Origin of the sequence: Klebsiella sp. 141240, assembly GCF_050600805.1 — a bacterium.
GTDB lineage: Bacteria > Pseudomonadota > Gammaproteobacteria > Enterobacterales > Enterobacteriaceae > Klebsiella > Klebsiella aerogenes.
Genome location: NZ_JAQIRK010000002.1, coordinates 253542 through 274665, shown reverse-complemented (window position 1 = coordinate 274665; position 21124 = coordinate 253542). Strand labels below are relative to the sequence as shown.

The following is a 21124-nucleotide window of genomic DNA, read 5'->3' as shown; positions in this document are numbered from 1 at the left end:
TAATTAATAGTGATTAGCGGCATGCCGATATTCCTGTGTTTTAATAACGCATCATCACTGATTTAAGTTCGGTATAATCATCAATAAACGCGCTACCAAACTCACGGCCAATACCCGACCCTTTCATGCCGCCGAACGGCACTGCCGGGTCGAGGAAGGTATGCATGTTGACCCATACGATCCCGGCGTCAATGGCCTGCGAGTAGCGCAGCGCCTGGTGGATATTATCCGACCAGACGCTGGCCGCCAGTCCAAATGGGGAAGCATTAATTCGGGCCAGCGCTTCTTCTTCGCTGCGATAGCCAATAAAGCTGCATACCGGGCCGAAGGTCTCCTCGCGCATCAGGGTGCTCTCTTCGCTGCGCACCTTAACCGCCGTCGGCTGCAGGAAATAGCCCTCGCCGGGCAGCGCTTCGCCGCCGCAAACGATGGTATCACCCTCTTCGCGCGCGGTCTGAATGAGACGCAAGACTTTGTCATACTGCTGGCGGTTAGCCAGCGGCCCCATCAGCGTTTGTTCATCCAGCGGCGACCCCGGGGCGAAAGCGCTGAGCTTGTCTTTCAGCAGCGCCAGCACCGCATCCAGTTTTCCCTGCGGCAGATAAAAGCGCTCAGCGGCGGCGCAAATCTGCCCCTGGTTGAGGTAACCGGCTTCGATAATGCCGTTCACCATGGCCTCTGGCGGCAGGTCATCGAGGAACAGCGCGGCGTTTTTACCGCCCAGCTCCAGCGTAACCCGTTTACCTGACGCACTGGCCGACTGCTGGACTTTTTCCCCGGTCGCCACCGAGCCGGTGAAGCTCACTTTGGCGCAGGCCGAATGCGTGATAAGGCGTTGGGCGATTTCGCCGCCGGCGCCGTTGACCACGTTAATCACGCCATCCGGAATACCGGCTACCTTCGCCAGTTCCGCCACCCGCAGCAGCGTCAGCGGCGTATACTCGCTCGGCTTGATGACGATAGTGCAGCCGCAAACCAGCGCCGCCGCCATCTTCCAGATGGCAATCATAATCGAGAAGTTCCACGGCACGATGCCGACCACCACGCCCAACGGCTGGCGGCGGGTAAAGGCGGTATATCTTTCCCCGGCCATCGACGGCAGTGACACATCCAGGGTTTCTCCGGTGATTTTCCCCGCCCAGCCGGCGAAGTAGCGCAAAAACGCTACCGACTGATCCAGCTCGAGCATCCGCGCCAGGGTGATGGTCTTACCGGAGCAGAGGCTTTCCAGTTGCGCCAGCTCTTCGCGATGCTCTGCCAGCGTGTCCGCCAGCTTTAGCAGCAGCGCGCCGCGGGCCAGCGTCGGCATCTCGCGCCACTGATTAAACGCCAGGCGGGCGCTCTCCATGGCGCGGTCCGCCTGGCCGACATCCGCCGCCGTGACTTCGGCGATTGACTCTCCGGTCGCCGGGTTTATCACAGCGAACGGCGCGCCGTGGCCCGCCTCACGATGGCCGGCAATAAACTGCCCGTGCGGCTGGCGTAAAAAGGCGGTCACTTCCGCCAGTATGGTTTTCTCGCTCATCGTCAGCACCCGTTTTTTAGCAAAGTTAGCCCATCACAGCACGGTTGCGCCGCGCCGCCCATCGTTCTAAAGAACGTCATTCTTCCGGACGATATTCAACGCCCGCGCGGCGTGCTGTGATGAGGACATTGAGCCAGGCAAGACGACAGGGTAACGCGATGAATATTAAAATCGATGCGCTGAACTACTACGGCGCGACGAAGAAATACCAGCTCCATTTTCCGGCGCTGCGGGAAGATATCGAAGCCGATGTGGTGATTATCGGCGGCGGCTTTTCCGGTATTAACACCGCGCTGGAGCTGGCGGAACAGGGGATCACCAACGTGGTGGTGCTGGAAGCGCGCCATCTTGGCTATGGCGGCACCGGGCGCAACGGCGGCCAGGTGATGGCCGGGATCGGCCACGATATCGAAGCGGTGAAAAAACACGTCGGCAAAGAGGGGCTGGAGACGCTATTTAAAATCGCCAACCTCGGCGCGGGCATCATTCGCGAACGCATCCGCAAATACAACATCGACGCCGATTTCGTCCCCGGCTACGGCTACCTGGCCTATAACCAGCGGCAGCTCAAAACGCTACGCCAGTGGGAGAAGGAGTTTAAAGCCGCCACCCCGGATGAAGATATCGAACTGTATACCGGCAAAGAGGTACAGCAGGTGGTCGGCTCCGAGGTCTACTGCGGCGCGCTGAAACATATGGGCGGCGGGCAGATCCATTCGCTCAATATGCTGCTTGGTTCGGCGCAGGCCGCGCATTCTCTGGGGGTGAAGATTTTCGAATCCTCGCCGGTGGTGGAAGTGAATTACGGCAAACAGGTACGGGTGCGCACCGCGATGGGCAGCGTTAAAGCCGCCAAACTGCTGTGGGCCTGCGACAGCTTCCTCAACAATATGGAGCCGGAGATCTACAACAAAACGCTGGTCACTTACTCTTATCAGGTATCGACCGAGCCGCTCTCCGATGAACTGATCGAGCGCATCAGCCCGCTGCGCGGCGCCTTCAGCGATATTCGCCCGGTGATTAACTACTACCGCGTCACCCGCGAAAACCGCCTGCTGTTCGGCAGCGCTACCCGCTTCGTGGAATATACGCCGAACGATTTCGCCGCCTGGAATCGTACGCTGCTGGCGGAGGTCTTCCCGTACCTGAAAGATGTGAAGATCGACTTCGCCTGGGGCGGGCCGATGGCCTGCAGCGCCAACCTGTTCCCGCAGATCGGCACCTTACGCGACTATAACAACGTCTTTTACGTCCAGGGGTACTCCGGCTTCGGCGTCACCCCCTCGCACATCGTGTGCAAAATCCTCGCCGAAGGGATCAATGGCGGTTCCGACCGCTATCGCCTGCTAAGCAGCATTCCCCACGCGACCATCCACGGCCGTGACAGCCTGCGTCTGTTATTAGTCACCGCCGGAAAACTGATGCATCAAACCGCCGGTTTCTGGAAAGGCCGGAGTTAATCAGGAGAACGCAATGTACGCTTTTAAACTCGAACAACCGGTACCTGAACTGCAGCCGATCGGCAGCGTAAGTCTGCTCGGCGCGACGCCGACCGCCGGCGACCCGCAGGTAGCGGGCGCGATGATATATGGCGAGCCGCAGGACGCCTTTACCTGCGGACTGTTTTCGTCCACCGAAGGGAGCTTCACCATGACCTATCCATTTACCGAACACGCCACCGTGCTGGAGGGCGAAGTAGAACTGACCGTCGCCGGCGGCGAGCCGCAGCGCTTCGCGCCGGGCGACAGCTGGTTTGTCAAACAAGGCACCGAAGTGGAGTGGAAAATTCTCACCCCGCGTTTCGTCAAACACTATCTGGCGAACGTTGAGACGCGCTAACACGCTGATAATGCTCGGCGACGCATTGCGCCTTCTCCGGGCTACCAAATCGCACAGCGCTGTAGCCCCGGTAAGCGGCAGCGCCACCGGGGTTTTGAGGCCAAATTAAAGGCAGGCCGCACGGACCGTAGGCCGGGTAAGGCGCTAGCCGCCACCCGGCAGAAATACGCGCAACGTGGCAAGACAGATGGCCCCGGTTTCCGGGGCCATCTTGTTTATCAGTCGCCACATTCATGGACTACGTCACAGATTCACCCGTTGCTCTCCACCTTCCGGACGATATTCGTTGAGCAGGATGCCCGCCTAAATTATGACTATCCGGGAGTGGCGCTGGCTATTCCCTGCCCTCCCCTACATTGTGCAGAGGTTGACTATGTTTAGTAACAGACTCGCCAGCCATCTTGAACGCGGCGTCGTCGGCTTTCCGACGACCCTCGCTAGCTCGGTTGGGCTGATTATGGCAAGCCCGGTGATCCTGACGGTCACCAGCGGATTTGGCATGGGCGGCGACACCTTCGCGCTGGCGGTACTGCTGGCTTTTATTATGATGCAGGCGCAGGTCACTACCTTCGCCGAAGCCGCGACGTTAATCCCCACCACCGGTTCGGTGTACGACTATATCTCCTGCGGTATGGGCCGCTTCTTCGCCATTACCGGCGCGCTGTGCGCCTATCTTATCGTCCATATCTTCGCCGGAACCGCGGAGACCATTCTCGCCGGCATTATGGCGCTGGTGAACTTCGAATCGGTCAATGCGCAGATGGCCGCCCATCAAAACACCTGGATGGTAGGCGTCGGTATGGTGGTCATTTTCGGCCTGCTCAACGCCATTGGCGTGGAAATTTTCGGCAAGGTCGAAGTGGTGCTTACCTTTGGCATGTGGACGACGCTGACCATTTTCGGCCTGTGCGGCATTTTTATGGCGCCGGTGACTCACCTTTCCGGCTGGTTCGGCACGCCGCTGAACGTTAGCGATATCTCCGGCCTGTTCGGCTATATCGGCATGGCGATGTTTATGTTCGTCGGCTGCGAACTGGTGACGCCGATGGTGCCGGAAATCAAAAAAGCCCACCGCACCATTCCTCGGGCGATGGCGCTGGGTCTGCTGGGCGTCGCCAGCTGCATGTTTATCTACGGCGCGGCGATTAACCGCCAGGTGGAAAACGTGGTGGTCGATGCGGCGAATAACGTCCATCTGCTGGACACGCCGATGGCTATCCCGGCCTTCGCCGAGCGGGTGATGGGCCACGCCGGCCAGTATTGGCTCGGAGTCGGCCTGCTGCTGGCGGGCTGCGCCACGATTAATACCTTGATGGCAGCGGTGCCACGTATTATTTACGGTATGGCGCTGGACGGCGCGCTGCCGCGTTTTCTTACCTGGCTGCATCCGCGCTTCAAAACGCCGGTGATCGCGATTGCCATCGGCGTGGCCATCCCCTGCCTGCACGCCTGGTACCTGAACGGCGATCTGGACCGCATCGTGCCGCTGATCCTCGCCGCGGTCTGCGCCTGGGGCGTGGCCTATCTGTTGGTGACGCTGTCGGTGGTGATGCTGCGCATTCGCCGCCCGGACCTACCGCGCGCCTACCGCTCGCCGTGGTTTCCGCTACCGCAGATTATCTCCAGCGTCGGGATTATCATCGCTATCGTGAATATTACCCCACCGGGGATGGACAGCCGCGAGGTGCTGGTGCCGTTCGGGATTATGCTCGGCCTGACCGCCGCCTATGCCCTGTTCTGGACGCTGTGCGTACAGCGCGTTAATCCGTTCAAGCCGCTGGCGGTAGAAGAGGTGGTCGAGCGCGCTATCGGCAACTATGAGAAACAGACCCGCGGGGAGATGACGCCTGATGCCCTCCGTCCCCTGGTTTGAAACGCCATTAATGAACGCGGTGCAGCGCGATTTAGCGGGCTGGCCGAGCGAAAAACTGAGCGAAAGCAGCGCGATGTTGCGCTTGAACGACGCCACCTTCGTCACCTATAGGGTGCGTCAGAAGCGACTATTTATGGCCAGCATTCACAGCTGCGAGTTTGTCGTCGAGGGGCCGGTTACCCGGCCCGCTCGCGGTAAGATCCGCGCTCACCAATCCGGCTGGCTGAAACGTCAGCCAGTCCGCTTTATCGGCGGTAAAGAGAGCGCGGAACTCGCCGGCTATCTCAACGGTTTTCCTAATCTCCAGCAGACCTTAAGCGAGCTGGACTACCGCCGTTTTTCGTTGACCTTTGACGGTCGCGGCTGGCGCTGCTGCATTGAACCCTGGGCCGCCAGCGAAGTGGTCTGCAAAATGCCGCCGCTGCGCCGTTATCTGAAGCTCGAAGCGCAGCAGCGGATGCTGCTGCTCAGCGTGATGGCGATGATTAATCAAGCGGTAAGTCAGTGGATGATTGAAAAAAACCAATGATTAAGAGCTTATGGCCATGACATCACGCACCGATCAGACTCTCCAGAGGAATGCCGAACTGTGCATGAAGCCGGCGAATCATCGGGAGCGTCAGGTTGCGCGTGCCATTGAGAATTTCATAAACGCGATTAGATTTACCAATCGCCGGTTCCAGATCTTTTACGGTAAGCCCCTGCTGCTCCATGCGAAATTTTATGGCTTCAATGGGGGTGGGCGGCTCGATGGGATAGTGCCTTTTCTCATACTCTTCAATGAGCAAGCACATCACCTCAAAAAAATCGCCCTCTGGCGTATCAGGCGCTGGTTCATTATCAAAAAAAGGTTCAACCGCGCTTAACGCGGCTTCGTAATCTTGTTCAGTGCGGATAGGCTTAACATTCATCATTTACTTCCTCTCTATCGTCTCAGCGTTTATCACGTCATATTCCTTATGCGTTCCGATAAACTTAACGAACATCCATCCCCGCAGATAAGCAACAGCTACAATTAACCGATAATCATTTCCCTTTATGTTGAATACCACCCGCTTATTTTTCAATATGCTTGCGCTGCGGTATTGGTCCTTGATCTCCGCCGGGGTTTTCCAGTCAGCCTTTATTGCCTCGTCCACCCAAGCCTTTAGCGGTTGTTCCGCGTCGGGATTCTCCGCCCAGAAATCCCTGAGTACTTTCACTGAGATTATCTTCATGGACGGATATTAGTCCCAATTCGGGACCAGGTAAAGAAAAAAGTCCCAAACCGGGACTTTTGAGCCACATTGCGTCTTGCCCTTCTCCGCCATCACAGCGGGGAGGCTGAGGTGGTTTATAGCAGACCGAACTGCTGAGCCAGTCGATCGATAGCCTGGCGCTGGAACTGCGCGAACGCGGCGCGCGGCTGCTGCTGCTGAATAAATTCCAGCAGCGGATCCTGAACCTCGGTGCGCACGCCGCTCAGCGTTTCCATCACCGCCAGGCCGCAGAACGGCACGTAGGATTCGGCATAGCCGCCTTCGTGCACCATCACCAGTTTGCCGCCGCACAGGCGATCCGCCGCCTGCTGGACCTGTTCGGTCATCGCCCGGAAGCTGTCGCTATGTAGCTGCATCCGCGCCAATGGATCCATCGCGTTGGCGTCATAGCCGCAGGCGATAATAATCAGTTCCGGCTCAAAACGCGCCAGCGCGGGAATGACGATAGTTTCCAGCGCATAGCGCCAGCTGTCGTCGCCCGCCCCGGCCAGCAGCGGAATATTGATATTGTAACCTTCGCCGGCGCCAACGCCGCGATCGTCCTCGCCGGAGTAGCCCGGCGGGAAGCAGCCGTCCTGATGCAATGAAATAGTCAGCACGTCATCGCGCTGCAGATAGATATGCTGCGTACCGTTACCGTGGTGAACGTCCCAGTCAATAATCGCTACCTTGCCGAGCCCCAGCAACGCTTTCGCCCGTTCAACGGCAATGGGAATATTGGCGAGGAAACAAAACCCCATCGACTGGTCCGGTAGGCAGTGGTGTCCGGGCGGCCGCGACAGCGAATAGGCGTTATCCAGTTCCCCCTTAAGCACCGCTTCCACGGCGGCACAGGCCAGCCCGGCGGAAAGGCAGGCGATTTCATAACTCCCCGGCCCCAGCGGCGCCTCTTTGCCGAGCATGCCGCCGCCGTTATCGCTGATTGCCTTAAAGCGCTCAAGATAGCTATCGGGATGGATCCGCCGCAGGTCTTCCAGGCTCGCTGCCGCCGCGCTGCGTAGTTCCAGCTGCGGCGTCAGCCCGGAGACGTCCATCAGGTTTTTCATCCGCCGTTTGGTCTCCGGCGACTCGGCATGGCCGCCGCCGGCAGGCGGCTGTACCCAACCACCGACCGGCAGCGTTACCGCGTGCAGGCCGGTACTGTGCCAGAAACAACGTTCATCAAAGAAGAAACCGGTTTTTCTTTTCACTCTATCCTCCCGTTGGCTAAACCTTTCCCGGCGGACGACGCCGCCGCAATCAAAATCAGCGACAGCAGCGCGCAGGCGCCTGCCGCCGCCAGCAGCGGATTGGCGCTGGCGAAGTGTTGCAGTAAGGCCCCCGCGATCGCCGGACCGGCGGCCATTCCGCCGCCGATCACCAGATTGATGCTGTTCATCAACCGGCCGTTGTTATCGAGCGCGGCCACGCGAGCGAGGATAAAGGGCAGCACGAAAGTCCAGGTGAACTTAAACAGCAGCGCCGCGATGGCGTAACGCACCAGCAGCGGATGACCTGTCAGTAACAGCACGCTGGCGATCAGCAGCGCGTATCCCAGCCACACCGCCAGCCGGTCCGGACGTTGGGTACCGCGTAGCGCAGCGCCGCCGGCGCCGATAATGCCGAACACCGTCGCCGCCGCCAGCACCAGACCGACCTGTGTCGGACTCAACCCCGCCCCGCTGCCGATGGTGCCGATAAAGGTCCATACGGCGCTGAGGCTGATATAGAAGGTGAGAACCGCCAGCACCGCCAGCGCCTTTCGCCACGACGCCGCAGACGGCTGGCGATGGGAAGCCGATTGCGCTTGAAAACACGACGGGAAAGCGGAAACCAGCGGCAAACAGCAGAGCATGATGGCGGCAAGAATCAGATAAACGACCTTCAGGCCAAAGGTCACAAACAGGCCGGGCAACACCAGCAGGCCAAGCATGCCTAACAGCAGTTGCCCCAGTACCCAGAATGCGTACACCCGTGATGGATTCGGCGTTCCCGCCGCGCAGCTGATGCACAAGATCATCAGCGTGCCTCCCGCCAGGGAAGCAATAAAGCGTACCGCCAGCAGAGACGAATACTGGGTTACCGCCGCCGAGGCAAGGTTAGCGAGCAGAAATACCGCACAGGCAACGAGCGCGACCCGCCGCCAGTCGAGGCGGCTCATCCACCACCACGCCGGGAGCGTCGCCAGGCTCATCGCGCCGAGCTCCGCCGAAAATAGCCAGCCGATCTGCCCGGGTTTAAGGTGCCATTCGCTGGCCAGCTGCGCCGCCACCGCCGGCGCGGTCATTAAAATCCCCGGCGCAAGGGCGGCGAAAATGACAATCGCCGCCAGCAAACGCAGCGACACCACCAGCCTGCCAGGCCGCGAAAGAGTATTATCAGAAAGAGGTGTACTCGACATCGTAGGGCGTGCTCCAGTCAAAAAAGCCTCCCCCCGGACGGTTATCCAGGGAGTGATACCCTCAGGCATCAGGAAAACGCCGTGCTGCCACGGCGCGCGCGGGATGCGATAGTCAGATTACAGATGCAGCGTACGCTGAGCGGCAGGCATCCAGGTTCGGGAAACGAGTTCAGTCCGGTTGACGACTTCAGTCTTGGCGAAAATATTGCGCAGATGGGTTTTCACCGTCGAGAGCGAGATATCCAGCTGGCGGGCAATCAGCTTGTTGCTGGCGCCTTCACGCACCATGCCGACGATTTCGCGCTCTTTGGCCGTCAGGATGGCGGGGAGTTCATCCTCTTCCTGCAGGAAATCGCGAATAGCCAGTTCCACCAACGGCAGTACCGCCTGGGCCCGCAGCCGTTCTTCGCTGGAAAAAGGCACGTCGCGCATCAGCGAGATACCGGCAACGATCCGCCGTTCGCGGCGAATAAAGATTTCGGTCATGTCGCGTACGTTATTCGGCAACATAAATTCATGGTAGTAGTGCCGGTTACGGTCACAGAGTCGCGGCGTCATCGCCGCCATGGTCGTGCTCTGGTGGCTAAAGTGCGCCGGCAGGTGTGGATCCAACGGTTGGAAGCTCTCCAGATATTGTTGGTGTGTATTATCCGAAATATTATGCAATATATAGTTTTCAGGTTTTAAACGATTATTTACTCGATAAAAAACCGCTGAAGACAGTGGAATTAACTGTGAAATAGTCTGTAAACAACGGGCTATTATCGCATCATTACGACTGGCTTTTAATAAAGCAGACATGATATTTCCCCCCGTCAAGGTGGTGGTGCGTAACACGCGGATTACCAGAGTAAGATGAAGCATACATTTCACATTTAAGTAACACAATCATTAACATGTTAACAATGTGATATCGATTACATTATTTTCATCAATGCATTGTTATTTAAAGCATTTAAAAACAAGCCAGCGTTCTGTTAACGTGGACACGTTAAAACATAAACAAAAGTTATTAACACCACGCGTTATTTTCCGGCAAGGATTAAAAACCCTTATATTGGCAGGTCCGATCTCATCCTTAAGAACGATAGTTTTTTGCATTTTTTCATTTATACCCTAAAAAGGATGTCGATAATTTAACGCCGCGGCTTAATCAACGGATTACGCCTGACTTGCTATTGCCCAAATACGCCGCCCCAGGCCAGCAATTAATAGAGGATAAGCCGATGCTGAATATCGCCGCCTTACGCCAGCAGCAAATTCCGCTGGCCGTCGAACCGCGCTCATCGCTGCCGTTTCATATTCTGATGAAACCGATTGGCCCCGCCTGTAACCTCGCCTGCCGCTACTGCTACTACCCGCAGGATGAAACGCCGGTCAGGAAGATGGACGAGGCGCGGCTGGAGCAGTTTATCCGCCGCTATATTGCCGCCCAGCCCGCCAGCGCGCGGGAAATCAACTTTGTCTGGCAGGGCGGCGAGCCGCTACTGGCCGGGCTAAGTTTCTATAAAAAAGCGCTCGCCCTGCAGCAGCGCTACGCCCCTGATGGCGTAACCATCAGCAATAGCCTGCAAACCAACGGGACGCTGATCAACGACGCCTGGTGCCGGCTGTTTCGCGAACATCGCTTTATTATCGGCGTCAGCCTCGAAGGTAGCGAAACACTGCAAAACCACCATCGTCCTGATAAACGCGGGAAGGCTTCCTGGCCGGCTGCGCTGCGCGGTATCGCCCTGCTCCACCAGCATCAGGTGGAGTTTAATCTGCTGGTAGTGGTGCATAACGAAATCGCCGCCCACGCGGCGGCGATTTATGACCGGATGGTCACGCTTGGCGCGCGCTATCTGCAGTTCCAGCCGCTAATGAGCGAAGGCGCGGCGCTGCGCGAGGGTTATCAGCTCAGCGCCGATAATTGGGGGCGTTTTATGGTCGGTATCTGGCGACAGTGGCAAAAGCGCTGCGATATGGGGCGGGTGTTCGTCATCAATATCGAACAGGCGTGGGCGCAGTACTTTACCCATAGCAGCGGCAGCTGCGTGCATAGCGCCCGCTGCGGCAGCAATCTGGTGATGGAGTCTGACGGACAGCTTTACGCCTGCGATCATCTGATCAACGCCGAACATCGGCTGGGCCGTCTTGACGAGCAGACGTTCGCCGCGGCGGTCGACGCGTCTGTTCAGCTCCCTTTTGGCCAGCAAAAAAGCCGGCGCCGCGAATGTCAGACTTGCGCTGTAAAAATGGTCTGCCAGGGCGGCTGCCCCGCGCATCTCAACGCCGCTGGCAACAACCGCCTCTGCGGCGGCTATTACCGGTTCTTTAGCGAAATCCTCGCGCCAGTACGCCCCTTTTCCCGCGACCTTAACGGCCTGAAGGCCTGGCGGGCCGCGTTTGTTGGGTCTGCGCATACTGCGTAGCGCCTTACCCTGATGATATCCCCCTCTGAACAGGAGAGTCAGTCGTGAACAAAAAAGCCATGGCCGCGGCGGTCAGCATGATCCTCGCCGGCGGCGCGCACGGCGCGCAGAATGAGCATCCAAACGTCATCGTGATTATCGCCGATGATATGGGTTATTCCGATATTAGCCCCTTCGGCGGGGAGATCCCCACCCCCAACCTGCAGGCCATGGCGGAGCAAAGTATCCGCATGAGCCAGTATTACACCTCGCCGATGTCGGCCCCGGCGCGTTCGATGCTGTTGACCGGCAACAGTAACCAGCAGGCCGGGATGGGCGGCATGTGGTGGTACGACAGTACCATAGGCAAGGAGGGTTACGAGCTGCGGCTGACCGACCGCGTCACCACCATGGCCGAGCGCTTTAAAGATGCCGGCTATAACACGCTGATGGCCGGCAAATGGCATCTCGGTTTTGTTCCCGGCGCCACGCCGAAGGACCGCGGTTTTAACCACTCCTTCGCCTTTATGGGCGGCGGCACCAGCCATTTTAACGATGCGATACCGCTCGGTACCGTCGAGGCGTTCCACACTTACTATACCCGCGATGGCGAGCGCGTCTCCCTGCCGGATGATTTTTACTCCAGCGAAGCTTACGCCCGCCAGATGAATAGCTGGATTAAAGCGACGCCGAAGGAGCAGCCGGTCTTCGCCTGGCTGGCTTTCACCGCCCCTCATGATCCCCTGCAGGCGCCGGACGAGTGGATTAAGCGCTTTAAAGGCCAGTATGAGCAGGGTTACGCCGAGGTCTACCGCCAGCGCATCGCCCGCCTGAAAGCGTTGGGAATCATTCATGACGACACCCCGCTGCCGCATCTGGAGCTGGATAAAGAGTGGGAAGCGCTAACGCCAGAGCAGCAGAAATATACGGCGAAAGTGATGCAGGTATATGCGGCGATGATCGCCAATATGGACGCGCAAATCGGCACGCTGATAGAGACGCTGAAACAAACCGGGCGCGATAAAAATACCCTGCTGGTATTTTTAACCGATAACGGCGCCAACCCGGCACAGGGTTTTTATTACGAATCTACCCCCGAATTCTGGAAGCAGTTCGATAACAGCTATGACAACGTGGGCCGCAAAGGATCCTTTGTCTCCTACGGCCCCCACTGGGCGAACGTCAGCAATGCCCCCTACGCCAATTATCACAAAACCACCAGCGCCCAGGGCGGCATCAATACCGACTTTATGATCTCCGGTCCCGGCATTACCCGGCGCGGTAAAATTGACACCTCAACGATGGCGGTGTACGACGTGGCGCCGACGCTATATGAATTCGCCGGCATCGATCCCAATAAATCGCTGGCGAAGAAACCCGTGTTACCGATGATTGGCGTCAGCTTTAAGCGCTATCTAACCGGTGAAGTCCAGCAGCCGCCGCGCGGCAACTACGGGGTTGAACTGCATAATCAGGCGGCCTGGGTCGATGGCGAATGGAAGTTGCGGCGGCTGGTACCTCGCGGCCTCAACGCCGGCGATGCGCCGTGGCAGCTGTTTAACCTGCATGACGATCCGCTGGAAACGCATGACGTCGCGGCCCAACATGCCGATCGGGTCAAAACGATGAGCGACGCTTACGAGGCATTCGCCAAACGTACCATGGTCACCAAAGCGCAGGGCAAGATGATCGATTACGTCGGTATCGATAACAAAACCGGGCGTTATCTGGCGGTCGATCCGGCGACCATGAAGCCGGTGCCCGCGCCGCTGGCCATTCCTGTGAGCGAGGGCAAATAAACGAACCCGGCTATCGTTCTTCCGGGCGATAGCCGGAAGCTAACTCGCTTTCTAAGGTAATCCTGAACCCCATAACAGGAGAGAGCGGATGGCGAGAGTCGTGGTGATTACCGGCGGCGGAAGCGGGATCGGCGCCGCCTGCGCGCGGTTGATGAGCGCGGCGGGCGATCGGGTGTTTATTACCGGCAGACGCGAAGCGCCGCTACACAAGATCGCCGTTGAAACCGGCGCGACGGCGCTGGCGGGCGATGCCGCCGACGGCGACGTCTGGCGGGAACGGCTGCTACCGCCGATTCTCGACCAGACTCACGGTATTGATGTACTCATCTGCAGCGCCGGCGGCATGGGCAATAGCGCCGCCGCCGATACCAGCGATCGCCAATGGCGCGAGGCGCTGGACGCGAACCTGAATAGCGCTTTCGTCAGCGTGCGCGCCTGCCTGCCTTCGCTTATCGCCAGCCGCGGCAATGTACTGTTCGTCGCCTCCATCGCTTCCCTTGCCGCCGGGCCGCAGGCCTGTGGCTATGTCACCGCCAAACACGCGTTAATCGGCCTGATGCGCTCCATCGCCCGCGATTACGGCCCACAGGGCGTCCGCGCCAATGCGATTTGTCCCGGCTGGGTCACCACCCCGATGGCGGATGAAGAGATGATCCCACTGATGCAGCAACACGGGCTGTCGCTTACCGAAGCCTATCAACGGGTGTGCCGCGACGTTCCGCTACGCCGCCCCGCCAGCCCCGAGGAGATAGCCCAGGCCTGTCAGTTTCTCTGCTCGCCGCAGGCCGCCATCATCAGCGGCGCGGCGCTGGTCGCCGATGGCGGGTCCAGCATCGTCGATGTTCCAACGCTGGCGTTTACTTAGCGCCCCACTCTACTCAGGAGCTTATATGACTTCAGAAGCCGTATTTATCCAGGTCGGCGCGCTGGCCGATGGTTTTGCCCCGCACGGCAATCTGCTGGCCACCGCCAGTCTGCCCGCAGGCGAACGCTTTACCTTTTATGCCGCCGGGAGCGAGCCGCAGCAGCTGGTTATCGAAGATGAACAAACGCTTAGCTGGAATGGCAAACGCGCGCCCTGGCGGGCAACCGCACTGCGCCCCGATATTCTGTTTATCGATTTTCTTGACCCGGAGCGCGATAACGCCAGTATCAGCGCGGTATGCAACCTGACGCAGCGCAACGCCACGCTGGTATACGGCCAGCTACCGGACGAAGCCGCCGCGCGGCTGGACGCCTTCAGCCGGGTAGAGCAAGGGTTGCCGCTGACCGCGGTTGAGGCGCGATTTGTCTTCGCCCGCCTGGATACCCAGCCGGGACCGCTGCCGGACTTTACCACCGCGCTGGTCGGCATGCGCAATCAGTATACCTATAGCCCGACCGAGCGTTATGAACACATCTATCTCAACGATAATTTTTACGCCTGGCAGTGTCTGGATGGCGTGGAAAAGGGGCTGGCGGATGTCGATCGCTGCCATTACGTGCAGGTGGCTGAGGATCTCTATTTGTTCGTCTGGCGGGAGAAAATCATTCCCACGTTGGGGGCTATCTTGATCGATCTTCAGCAGATGCGTACCGATGGTAAGATCATGGGTTATCAGGGCAGTGATTTTGGCGCCTTGAGTAATTTCCCGGTCGGCGCGAGCGCGAAGATCCTCAACGTCACCCGCCATCAGGAATAATATTGCGTGGCCGGGAGACGCGCCCGTTCAACCGGAAGCGCCCCATCCGGTTGAACGGGCCATGTGGGTGCGGGTGCTTCGGCATCAGGCACTAACGGAAATGCATGTTCAGGAGCAGAAACGGCGGGTGAGCCTGATGAGTAAAGGGGGTCATGTGTCGCTACGCCGGGCAACATCCGCGGATAAGGAGCAGGTTTGCGCCGGATGGCGGCTGCGCCTTATCCGACCTACCGTTCGTGGAGCCCGCCGTTAATTTATTCACCATGGTGGCTGAAACTGCCGGTGTTGGTGGCCTCAAAATCGCTGAGACGTTCCCGGCAGGCCGGGGCAGCCCACATGGATGTGGGCTGAGGGCCGTGATTTGCAGGGACGCTGCCTCGGCCCGACCCGAAGCCTGCCGGGATAAGTCGAAGGCACCACGAAGTGGCGATTTTGGCGGCCAGAGCCCGGGAGTGCAGAGGGCGGCGGCGACTGGCAGCCCTCTGTGCGCTCCCTGCGCCACAGAAAACATATTGCAGAAAAATTAACCGGGAGCGCAATATACTCCGAAGCGCCACGGGATAAACGCTTTTCTCAGGCTAAAAAATTTGAAAAGTGGTAACAGTATCTACGGTCCGGGTGGTCTGCCATTAATTATTCACCACGCTGGCTGAAACTGTCGAGGTTGGGGGCCGCAAAATCCCCGGTGGCGCTAGCGCTTACCGGGGCTACGGCACTGTGCGATTTGGTAGCCCGGACAAGGCGCAACGCGCCGCCTCCGGGGAGAGCGACTGACTCAGGCGCTGGCGCTGTCGAGCCGCGCCAGTTGTTCGCTGCCGAGGTTCAGCGCCGCCGCGCGGGCGAAGCTTTCCACCTGCGCCAGGCTGGTGGCGCTGGCAATCGGCGCGGTAACGCCTTCCCGGCTCATCAGCCACGCTAACGCCACTTCTGCAGGCTTCGCGCGCTGTTCTTCCGCCACCGCGATCAGCGTGTCAATAATCCGCATTCCGCGTGGATTGAGATATTTAGCGATGCCGCTGCCGCGCTGGCTTTGCGCTAAATCGGACGACTGGCGATACTTGCCGCTCAGGAAGCCGGAAGCCAGGCTGTAGTAGGTCACCACGCCTATATCGCGGCTGACGCAGAGATCGCGAAGCGCCCCTTCAAAGGCGGAGCGGTGATAGAGGTTATATTCCGGCTGCAACACCTGCCAGGCCGGAAGGCCGCCTTTACGCGCCACTTCCAGCGCCGATGACAGCTGTCCGGCGTCGAGGTTTGAAGCGCCAATCGCTCGCACCTTGCCGGCCTGCTGCAGCGCCTGGAAAGCTTCTAACGTTTCATCGATTGGCGTTTCAGGATCCGGCCAGTGGGCAAAATAGAGGTCGACGTAATCCGTATTCAGGCGGCGCAACGAGTCATCAATCGCCTGCTGGATCCAGGCTTTTTTCAACCCTTTATGGCCGGGTAGCCCCATATCAGATCCGACTTTGGTGAATATTTTGACTTTATCGCGTATGCCGGGGCGCGCCTGTAGCCAGCGGCCAATAATGGTTTCGGATTCACCGCCCCGATTGCCTTCCGCCCAGCGGGAGTACACATCCGCCGTATCGATAGCATCAAAACCGTGGTCAACAAAAGCATCAAGAATGGCAAAGCTGGTTTTCTCATCGGTGGTCCAGCCAAAGACGTTGCCGCCAAAGACTAATGGGGCGATGGAAAATCCGCTTTTGCCCAATGGACGTGTCATCATGCCGATACTCCTTAGCTTATATTCTGTTTCCCTCAGATAACCGCAGGGGGTCTGAAGAGGATGTCGAGTGGATAATCAGAAAAGGAATCTTGCGGCGGGCAGTCCATGCCCGCAGGGTACACTCTGACATTATGTCCCGGAATAAACGTCAAAGCTAAAATATTTCCCGGCCAGTTTTTTGTAGGTGCCGTCGGCAAGCATTTTCGCAATCGCGCCATTTATCTCTTCACGCAGCGCATCGTCGCCTTGACGCAGGCCAATCGCCGCCCCGGCGCCAAACAGTTTATTATCCTGCAGTTGTCCGCCAACAAAGGCGAAATCCTTGCCCTGCGGCTGCTGCAGGAAGCTGTAATCGGCCATCATGCCGGAGAGCACCGCGCCATCGAGACGACCTGATTCAAGGTCGCGAACGACGCTATCGGCCCCCTGATAGGCGACAATGTTAATCCCCTGCGGCCGCCAGTACTGGTTAACGTAAGTTTCCTGCGCCGACCCCTGCTCGACGCCGATAGTTTTCCCCTTCAACTGCTCTGGCGTATTGCCTTTGAGGGTATTTTTGCGCGCCACCAGAAACACCGGCCCGTTGTACAGCTTTTCGCTAAAGGCAATCTGCTCTTTACGTTTTTCGGTCATATACATCCCTGAGAGGATCGCGTCGAATTTACGCGCCTTCAGCGCCGGGATGATGCCGTCGAAGTTGCTTTCCACCCACACGCACTTCGCCTGCAGCTGCTGACAAATCGCGTTGCCTAAATCGATATCAAATCCCGCCAGCTTGCCCTGCGGATCTTTCCATTCAAACGGCGCGAAGGTCGGGTCAACGCCAAAACGGATCTCTTTCGCCCCGGCGGCCAGCGCCGACGTCGACGCCATTAATGCCAAACATAACAACAGTGATTTTTTCATTCGAGATTTTCTCCAGGGATTAACGGCAGTGCGCTTGCACTAAACGCGCGAACAGCGTCGCGCCGGTGCTGATAATGTCATCGTTAAAGTCATAACCGGGGTTATGCACCATGCAGCTGCCCTTCTCGCCTTTTTCACCGTTGCCGAGCAGGAAGTAGCAGCCCGGACGTTCGCGCAGCATAAAAGCGAAATCTTCGCTGGCGTTCATTGGCGATACCGACTCCAGCACCCCTTCGCGGCCAAAGACTTCCAGCGCCAGCGCCTGGGCGAAATCGGTCTCTTCATTACTGTTGGTTAATACCGGATAGGAGTCGTAAATCTCGACCTCGCTGCTGGCGCCATAGCTTTTGGCGGTAAACTCGGTCAGCTCTTGAATACGCTTAATCAGCAGGTCGCGAATTTCCGGTTTCATCGCCCGCACGCTGAGCTCCATCACCACGCTCTCCGGAATCACGTTCGAGGCGATGCCGGCCTGGAAAGTCCCCACGCTGACGACCGCCGTTTCCCCTGGCGGCACGTTGCGCGCGACGATGCTCTGCAGCGCCATCACCAGCGCCGCGCCGGCCACAATAGGGTCGACGGTGCGTTCCGGGTGTGCGCCGTGGCCGCCGTAGCCGGTAATCGTGATTTTGACCGTGTCCGCCGAGGCCATAAAGTTGCCGGCATAGAAGCCCAGCTTGCCAACCGGTAGCCCCGGCATATTGTGCAGACCGAAGATGCGTTCGCAGGGGAACTGCTCAAACAGGCCATCTTTAATCATCAGATCCGCGCCGCCGATGGCTTCTTCCGCGGGCTGGAAAATCAGATGCACCGTGCCGTTAAACTGGCAGGCCGGCGAGGCGATATATTTCGCCGCCGCGAGCAAAATCGTGGTATGTCCATCATGGCCGCAGGCGTGCATTTTTCCAGGTACCGTGCTGGCCCAGGGTAAATCGGTGGTTTCATAAATCGGTAATGCGTCCATGTCGGCACGCAGGCCAATAGTGCGCGGCGAATCGCCTTTACTCAGGCTGCCGACGACGCCGGTTTTACCGAGGCCACGGGTCACCTGATAGCCCCATTCTGTCAGCTTACCGGCAACCAGCTCGCTGGTATTAAACTCTTCCAGACTTAATTCCGGATTGGCATGTAAATAATGACGGATAGAAATCATTTCATCTTCCGTGGCTTTAATTTCTGGAATTACACAATCAGACATGCCGTTCTCCGGGAATAGATTAAGAACTTAACAAGTTATCCTGGCTCAAAGTTTATGCAAGTAGCATTTCTAATTGCTGGAACGTCATCCATCATATTTTTAATACAGAAAAATCGCAGAACAATAGCCATTAAAAATGGCAAAATTTAAATATAAACGTTTATTTTATGGGTTCCATGCCAACACTTACTCTACCATCCCCGCTTTAATTCAGTTTTAAATAAAAATAAACAGCCATGAAATATCATTTACTTTTACTTGCCTGCGCGCTGACGCTGACAGGCTGCAGCGCTGAGGGCGACACCGCCAGCCAGCAACGCGCCAGTATTCAAAAGATGCGTACCAACACGCTCAGTAAACTCTATAGCCTGTACCCGGAAGCACGTAGCGATATCCAGCATTCAAAGGGCTACGCGGTCTTCGCCAGCAACAGTAGCAAGATATTAGTCTTTGGCTTCGGCAGCGGTTACGGCGTCGTTAAAAATAGCGCCACCGGCAAAGATACCTATATGAAAATGGCCCAGGGCGGCGCCGGTGTGGGTATGGGCGTGAAACAGCTGCGCACCGTACTGGTATTCCACGATAAAGACGCCTTGAATACTTTCATTACTAAAGGCTATATGGTCGGCGCGGATGCCAACGCGGCAGCGAAATATGACGACAACGGCATCGCCCCGATAGGCGCGTCGGCCAACGGCGTGGCGAAAGATACCGCCTCGCTGCCGTCAAAAGTCAACGTTTATGAAATCACCGAGAAAGGTTTGGCGGCTCAGGCAATGGTCAACGGTTATAAATACTGGCCGGATGACGAGCTGAATAAAAAGTAACCTTTCTTTGCTCCGCACAAAGCAGCGTGCGGCGCTCTCCCACCACAAGCAAAGCGCACAAAACTGCTACTCCTGTCACACTCCGTTTGTTTTTATTTTTACTTTGTTTCCTTGGTTAACTATGTTGGATTCACTTTTATGGCAAGGGACTCTCGAGGTAAACATGATCCAATCACAACGCAGCAGGCTCGCTCAAAGTATCTGGCTGGCGATGGCCGGGCTATTGGCAGCCTCCACGCCGCTGGCGGCCAGCGCCGATACCACCATCGGTCAAATAGCGGCTAAAGTGCTGCCGTATCAAGCCAAACCGCGCGTCTTCGTGCTCACCGACATTGGCAATGAACCGGATGACCAGATGTCGCTGACCCGTTTTCTGCTCTACGCCAATGAGATGAACGTTGAAGGACTGGTCGCAACCACCTCGACCTGGCAGCGCGAAAAGGTTCACACCGATATGATTGAACGGGTGGTGGGCCACTATGGTGAAGTGCAACCTAACTTGCTGAAACACGCCGCCGGCTTCCCAACCCAGAGCCAACTGGACGCGGTGGTCGCGCCGGGCGTGGCAGGCTATGGGCTGGCGGCGACCGGCGCCGGTAAACATACCGCCGGTTCCGATCTGCTGGTAAACGCTATTGAGAAAAGCACCAATGCCAGCCAGCCGCTATATATCAACCTGTGGGGCGGCGCCAATACCCTCGCGCAGGCCTTGAAAGACTTAAGCGCGAAGCATCCGGCCAGCACAGTGAACGCATTAACGCAAAACCTGGTGGTTTACGCGATTTCCGATCAGGACGATGCCGGCTTCTGGGTGCGGGAAAACTATCCTCAGATCACCTGGATTGGCGATCCCTCCAGCCAAACAGGCGAAGATTATGCCCGCGCCACCTGGACTGGCATCAGCGGCGATCGCTACTATCGCAACGCGCCGGGCGCGGATTTCACCACCGTTTCTCAGCACTGGCTGGATGACAACATCCGCAGTAAAGGGCCGATGGGCAAAGGCTATCTGCAGTATCTGTTCATTATGGAAGGCGATACGCCAGCATTTCTCGGGTTAATCCGTAACGGCCTCAATAGTGAGCGCAATCCGGGCTGGGGCGGCTGGGGCGGGCGCTATATTGTTCGTCAACCACAACACGAAACGCGCCCGTTCTGGAGCAGCGGCGGCGATTTCTATCCGGGTAACCCGAATGCAGCCGATACGGTCACCGGCGTCGATGGTCAGCGATATACCTCTAATCAGGCCACGATCTGGCGCTGGCGCGAAGCCTTCCAGCACGATTTCGCCGCGCGAATGGACTGGGGGATCAAAGACTATGCCGCGGCTAACCACAATCCACAGGCGGTGGTGAACGGTGATAGCGGGCAGAAAGCGTTGTTCCTGAATGCCAAAGTTGGCGAAACGTTGAAACTGAGCGCCGAGGGCAGTAAAGATCCCGATGGCAATCAGCTCAGCTATCGCTGGTTCCTCTATCCGGAAGCCGGCTCCGCCAGCTCACAGCCGGTGGCGGTTAACGACGTTCAGGGCCGTCGCGGCGAAGATAATCTGCAGGCGCCTGCGGTGCTGACGCTTGGCGAGGCCGCGCAATCTCACACCGAGGTTAAAGCGCAGCGTGCGGGAACCGAGCATCTGATCCTCGCGGTAACCGATAACGGCACGCCGTCACTTACCGCCTACCGTCGGATCATCGTCACCGTCAAGTAACCCTCG

19 protein-coding genes are annotated in these 21124 nt (G+C 57.9%); 10 read left to right on the top strand and 9 right to left on the bottom strand.

Annotated elements, in window-relative coordinates; genetic code table 11:
- Nucleotides 1-40 precede the first annotated feature (40 nt).
- Nucleotides 41-1525: an aldehyde dehydrogenase family protein gene (locus tag PGQ95_RS04300; protein WP_430917072.1), complete on the bottom strand. Its 1485-nt coding sequence runs from the start codon at nucleotides 1523-1525 to the stop codon at nucleotides 41-43.
- A 158-nt stretch (nucleotides 1526-1683) separates the two neighbouring features.
- On the opposite strand from PGQ95_RS04300, the gene PGQ95_RS04295 reads away from it, so the two are divergent.
- The 4 genes from PGQ95_RS04295 (at nucleotide 1684) to PGQ95_RS04280 (ending at nucleotide 5766) form a co-directional block, all read left to right on the top strand.
- Entirely contained in the window at nucleotides 1684-2985 is a 1302-nt protein-coding gene (locus tag PGQ95_RS04295) for an NAD(P)/FAD-dependent oxidoreductase (protein WP_430917070.1), read from the top strand.
- Nucleotides 2986-2998: 13 nt separating this feature from the next.
- Nucleotides 2999-3364 (top strand): cupin domain-containing protein, encoded by a 366-nt coding sequence (locus PGQ95_RS04290; protein ID WP_113373801.1) that lies wholly within the window; start codon nucleotides 2999-3001, stop codon nucleotides 3362-3364.
- A gap of 373 nt (nucleotides 3365-3737) precedes the next feature.
- A complete protein-coding gene (locus tag PGQ95_RS04285; RefSeq protein WP_430917068.1) occupies nucleotides 3738-5237 on the top strand; it encodes an APC family permease in 1500 nt (499 codons plus the stop codon).
- On the top strand, nucleotides 5215-5766 hold the full coding sequence (locus PGQ95_RS04280) for a DUF3156 family protein (protein WP_430917066.1): 552 nt from the start codon (nucleotides 5215-5217) through the stop codon (nucleotides 5764-5766). The genes PGQ95_RS04285 and PGQ95_RS04280 overlap by 23 nt, the downstream gene beginning before the upstream one ends.
- 22 nt (nucleotides 5767-5788) lie before the next feature.
- On the opposite strand, the gene PGQ95_RS04275 is transcribed toward PGQ95_RS04280, so the two are convergent.
- From PGQ95_RS04275 to PGQ95_RS04255, 5 genes are all read right to left on the bottom strand, one after another.
- On the bottom strand, nucleotides 5789-6151 hold the full coding sequence (locus PGQ95_RS04275) for a helix-turn-helix domain-containing protein (RefSeq protein ID WP_172408062.1): 363 nt from the start codon (nucleotides 6149-6151) through the stop codon (nucleotides 5789-5791).
- Nucleotides 6152-6454, bottom strand: a complete 303-nt coding sequence (locus PGQ95_RS04270) for a type II toxin-antitoxin system HigB family toxin (protein ID WP_045393363.1) — start codon at nucleotides 6452-6454, stop codon at nucleotides 6152-6154. It lies immediately after the preceding gene.
- A 116-nt stretch (nucleotides 6455-6570) separates the two neighbouring features.
- Nucleotides 6571-7686 (bottom strand): class II histone deacetylase, encoded by a 1116-nt coding sequence (locus PGQ95_RS04265; RefSeq protein WP_271032038.1) that lies wholly within the window; start codon nucleotides 7684-7686, stop codon nucleotides 6571-6573.
- Nucleotides 7683-8876 (bottom strand): MFS transporter, encoded by a 1194-nt coding sequence (locus tag PGQ95_RS04260; protein ID WP_430917064.1) that lies wholly within the window; start codon nucleotides 8874-8876, stop codon nucleotides 7683-7685. Before PGQ95_RS04260 ends, PGQ95_RS04265 begins: the two co-directional genes overlap by 4 nt.
- Before the next feature lie 117 nt (nucleotides 8877-8993).
- Complete coding sequence (locus PGQ95_RS04255; RefSeq protein WP_015367829.1) at nucleotides 8994-9677, bottom strand: helix-turn-helix transcriptional regulator; 684 nt, start codon at nucleotides 9675-9677, stop codon at nucleotides 8994-8996.
- A gap of 425 nt (nucleotides 9678-10102) precedes the next feature.
- Between PGQ95_RS04255 and PGQ95_RS04250 the strand changes: the two genes are divergently transcribed.
- The 4 genes from PGQ95_RS04250 (at nucleotide 10103) to PGQ95_RS04235 (ending at nucleotide 14750) form a co-directional block, all read left to right on the top strand.
- Nucleotides 10103-11290, top strand: a complete 1188-nt coding sequence (locus PGQ95_RS04250) for an anaerobic sulfatase maturase (RefSeq protein ID WP_430917062.1) — start codon at nucleotides 10103-10105, stop codon at nucleotides 11288-11290.
- Nucleotides 11291-11334: 44 nt separating this feature from the next.
- On the top strand, nucleotides 11335-13068 hold the full coding sequence (locus PGQ95_RS04245) for an arylsulfatase (protein ID WP_430917060.1): 1734 nt from the start codon (nucleotides 11335-11337) through the stop codon (nucleotides 13066-13068).
- Nucleotides 13069-13156: 88 nt separating this feature from the next.
- Nucleotides 13157-13933 carry an SDR family NAD(P)-dependent oxidoreductase gene (locus PGQ95_RS04240; protein ID WP_430917058.1) on the top strand — a complete coding sequence of 259 codons (777 nt, stop codon included), beginning with the start codon at nucleotides 13157-13159 and terminating at the stop codon, nucleotides 13931-13933.
- 25 nt (nucleotides 13934-13958) lie between these two features.
- Nucleotides 13959-14750, top strand: coding sequence for a MoaF C-terminal domain-containing protein (locus PGQ95_RS04235; protein WP_430917056.1), 792 nt, complete (start codon nucleotides 13959-13961; stop codon nucleotides 14748-14750).
- 775 nt (nucleotides 14751-15525) lie between these two features.
- Here the strand turns inward: PGQ95_RS04235 and PGQ95_RS04230 are convergent.
- The 3 genes from PGQ95_RS04230 to PGQ95_RS04220 all read right to left on the bottom strand — a co-directional run bounded on the left by PGQ95_RS04230 (nucleotide 15526) and on the right by PGQ95_RS04220 (nucleotide 18583).
- The gene (locus PGQ95_RS04230; RefSeq protein ID WP_430917054.1) at nucleotides 15526-16479 is read right to left on the bottom strand and encodes an aldo/keto reductase; all 954 of its coding nucleotides are present in this window, start codon (nucleotides 16477-16479) and stop codon (nucleotides 15526-15528) included.
- Between the two features lie 129 nt (nucleotides 16480-16608).
- Nucleotides 16609-17385 (bottom strand): ABC transporter substrate-binding protein, encoded by a 777-nt coding sequence (locus PGQ95_RS04225; RefSeq protein WP_430917052.1) that lies wholly within the window; start codon nucleotides 17383-17385, stop codon nucleotides 16609-16611.
- Nucleotides 17386-17404: 19 nt separating this feature from the next.
- Entirely contained in the window at nucleotides 17405-18583 is a 1179-nt protein-coding gene (locus tag PGQ95_RS04220; protein ID WP_430914415.1) for a M20 aminoacylase family protein, read from the bottom strand.
- A 236-nt stretch (nucleotides 18584-18819) separates the two neighbouring features.
- Here PGQ95_RS04220 and PGQ95_RS04215 point away from each other — a divergent pair, with 236 nt between their 5' ends.
- Entirely contained in the window at nucleotides 18820-19410 is a 591-nt protein-coding gene (locus PGQ95_RS04215) for a YSC84-related protein (RefSeq protein WP_430917050.1), read from the top strand.
- 163 nt (nucleotides 19411-19573) lie between these two features.
- A complete protein-coding gene (locus PGQ95_RS04210) occupies nucleotides 19574-21118 on the top strand; it encodes a nucleoside hydrolase-like domain-containing protein (RefSeq protein ID WP_430917048.1) in 1545 nt (514 codons plus the stop codon).
- Nucleotides 21119-21124: the final 6 nt, after the last annotated feature.

Excerpts from the sequence above, each read along its gene's own strand:
- PGQ95_RS04295 (WP_430917070.1), top strand. The coding sequence starts at position 1,684 with ATGAATATTAAAATCGATGCGCTGAACTACTACGGCGCGACGAAGAAA.
- PGQ95_RS04250 (WP_430917062.1), top strand. The coding sequence starts at position 10,103 with ATGCTGAATATCGCCGCCTTACGCCAGCAGCAAATTCCGCTGGCCGTC.
- PGQ95_RS04290 (WP_113373801.1), top strand. The coding sequence starts at position 2,999 with ATGTACGCTTTTAAACTCGAACAACCGGTACCTGAACTGCAGCCGATC.
- PGQ95_RS04235 (WP_430917056.1), top strand. The coding sequence starts at position 13,959 with ATGACTTCAGAAGCCGTATTTATCCAGGTCGGCGCGCTGGCCGATGGT.
- PGQ95_RS04210 (WP_430917048.1), top strand. The coding sequence starts at position 19,574 with ATGATCCAATCACAACGCAGCAGGCTCGCTCAAAGTATCTGGCTGGCG.
- PGQ95_RS04255 (WP_015367829.1), bottom strand. The coding sequence starts at position 9,677 with ATGTCTGCTTTATTAAAAGCCAGTCGTAATGATGCGATAATAGCCCGT.
- PGQ95_RS04285 (WP_430917068.1), top strand. The coding sequence starts at position 3,738 with ATGTTTAGTAACAGACTCGCCAGCCATCTTGAACGCGGCGTCGTCGGC.
- PGQ95_RS04300 (WP_430917072.1), bottom strand. The coding sequence starts at position 1,525 with ATGAGCGAGAAAACCATACTGGCGGAAGTGACCGCCTTTTTACGCCAG.
- PGQ95_RS04215 (WP_430917050.1), top strand. The coding sequence starts at position 18,820 with ATGAAATATCATTTACTTTTACTTGCCTGCGCGCTGACGCTGACAGGC.
- PGQ95_RS04270 (WP_045393363.1), bottom strand. The coding sequence starts at position 6,454 with ATGAAGATAATCTCAGTGAAAGTACTCAGGGATTTCTGGGCGGAGAAT.
- PGQ95_RS04230 (WP_430917054.1), bottom strand. The coding sequence starts at position 16,479 with ATGATGACACGTCCATTGGGCAAAAGCGGATTTTCCATCGCCCCATTA.
- PGQ95_RS04240 (WP_430917058.1), top strand. The coding sequence starts at position 13,157 with ATGGCGAGAGTCGTGGTGATTACCGGCGGCGGAAGCGGGATCGGCGCC.
- PGQ95_RS04225 (WP_430917052.1), bottom strand. The coding sequence starts at position 17,385 with ATGAAAAAATCACTGTTGTTATGTTTGGCATTAATGGCGTCGACGTCG.
- PGQ95_RS04220 (WP_430914415.1), bottom strand. The coding sequence starts at position 18,583 with ATGTCTGATTGTGTAATTCCAGAAATTAAAGCCACGGAAGATGAAATG.
- PGQ95_RS04280 (WP_430917066.1), top strand. The coding sequence starts at position 5,215 with ATGCCCTCCGTCCCCTGGTTTGAAACGCCATTAATGAACGCGGTGCAG.
- PGQ95_RS04275 (WP_172408062.1), bottom strand. The coding sequence starts at position 6,151 with ATGATGAATGTTAAGCCTATCCGCACTGAACAAGATTACGAAGCCGCG.
- PGQ95_RS04260 (WP_430917064.1), bottom strand. The coding sequence starts at position 8,876 with ATGTCGAGTACACCTCTTTCTGATAATACTCTTTCGCGGCCTGGCAGG.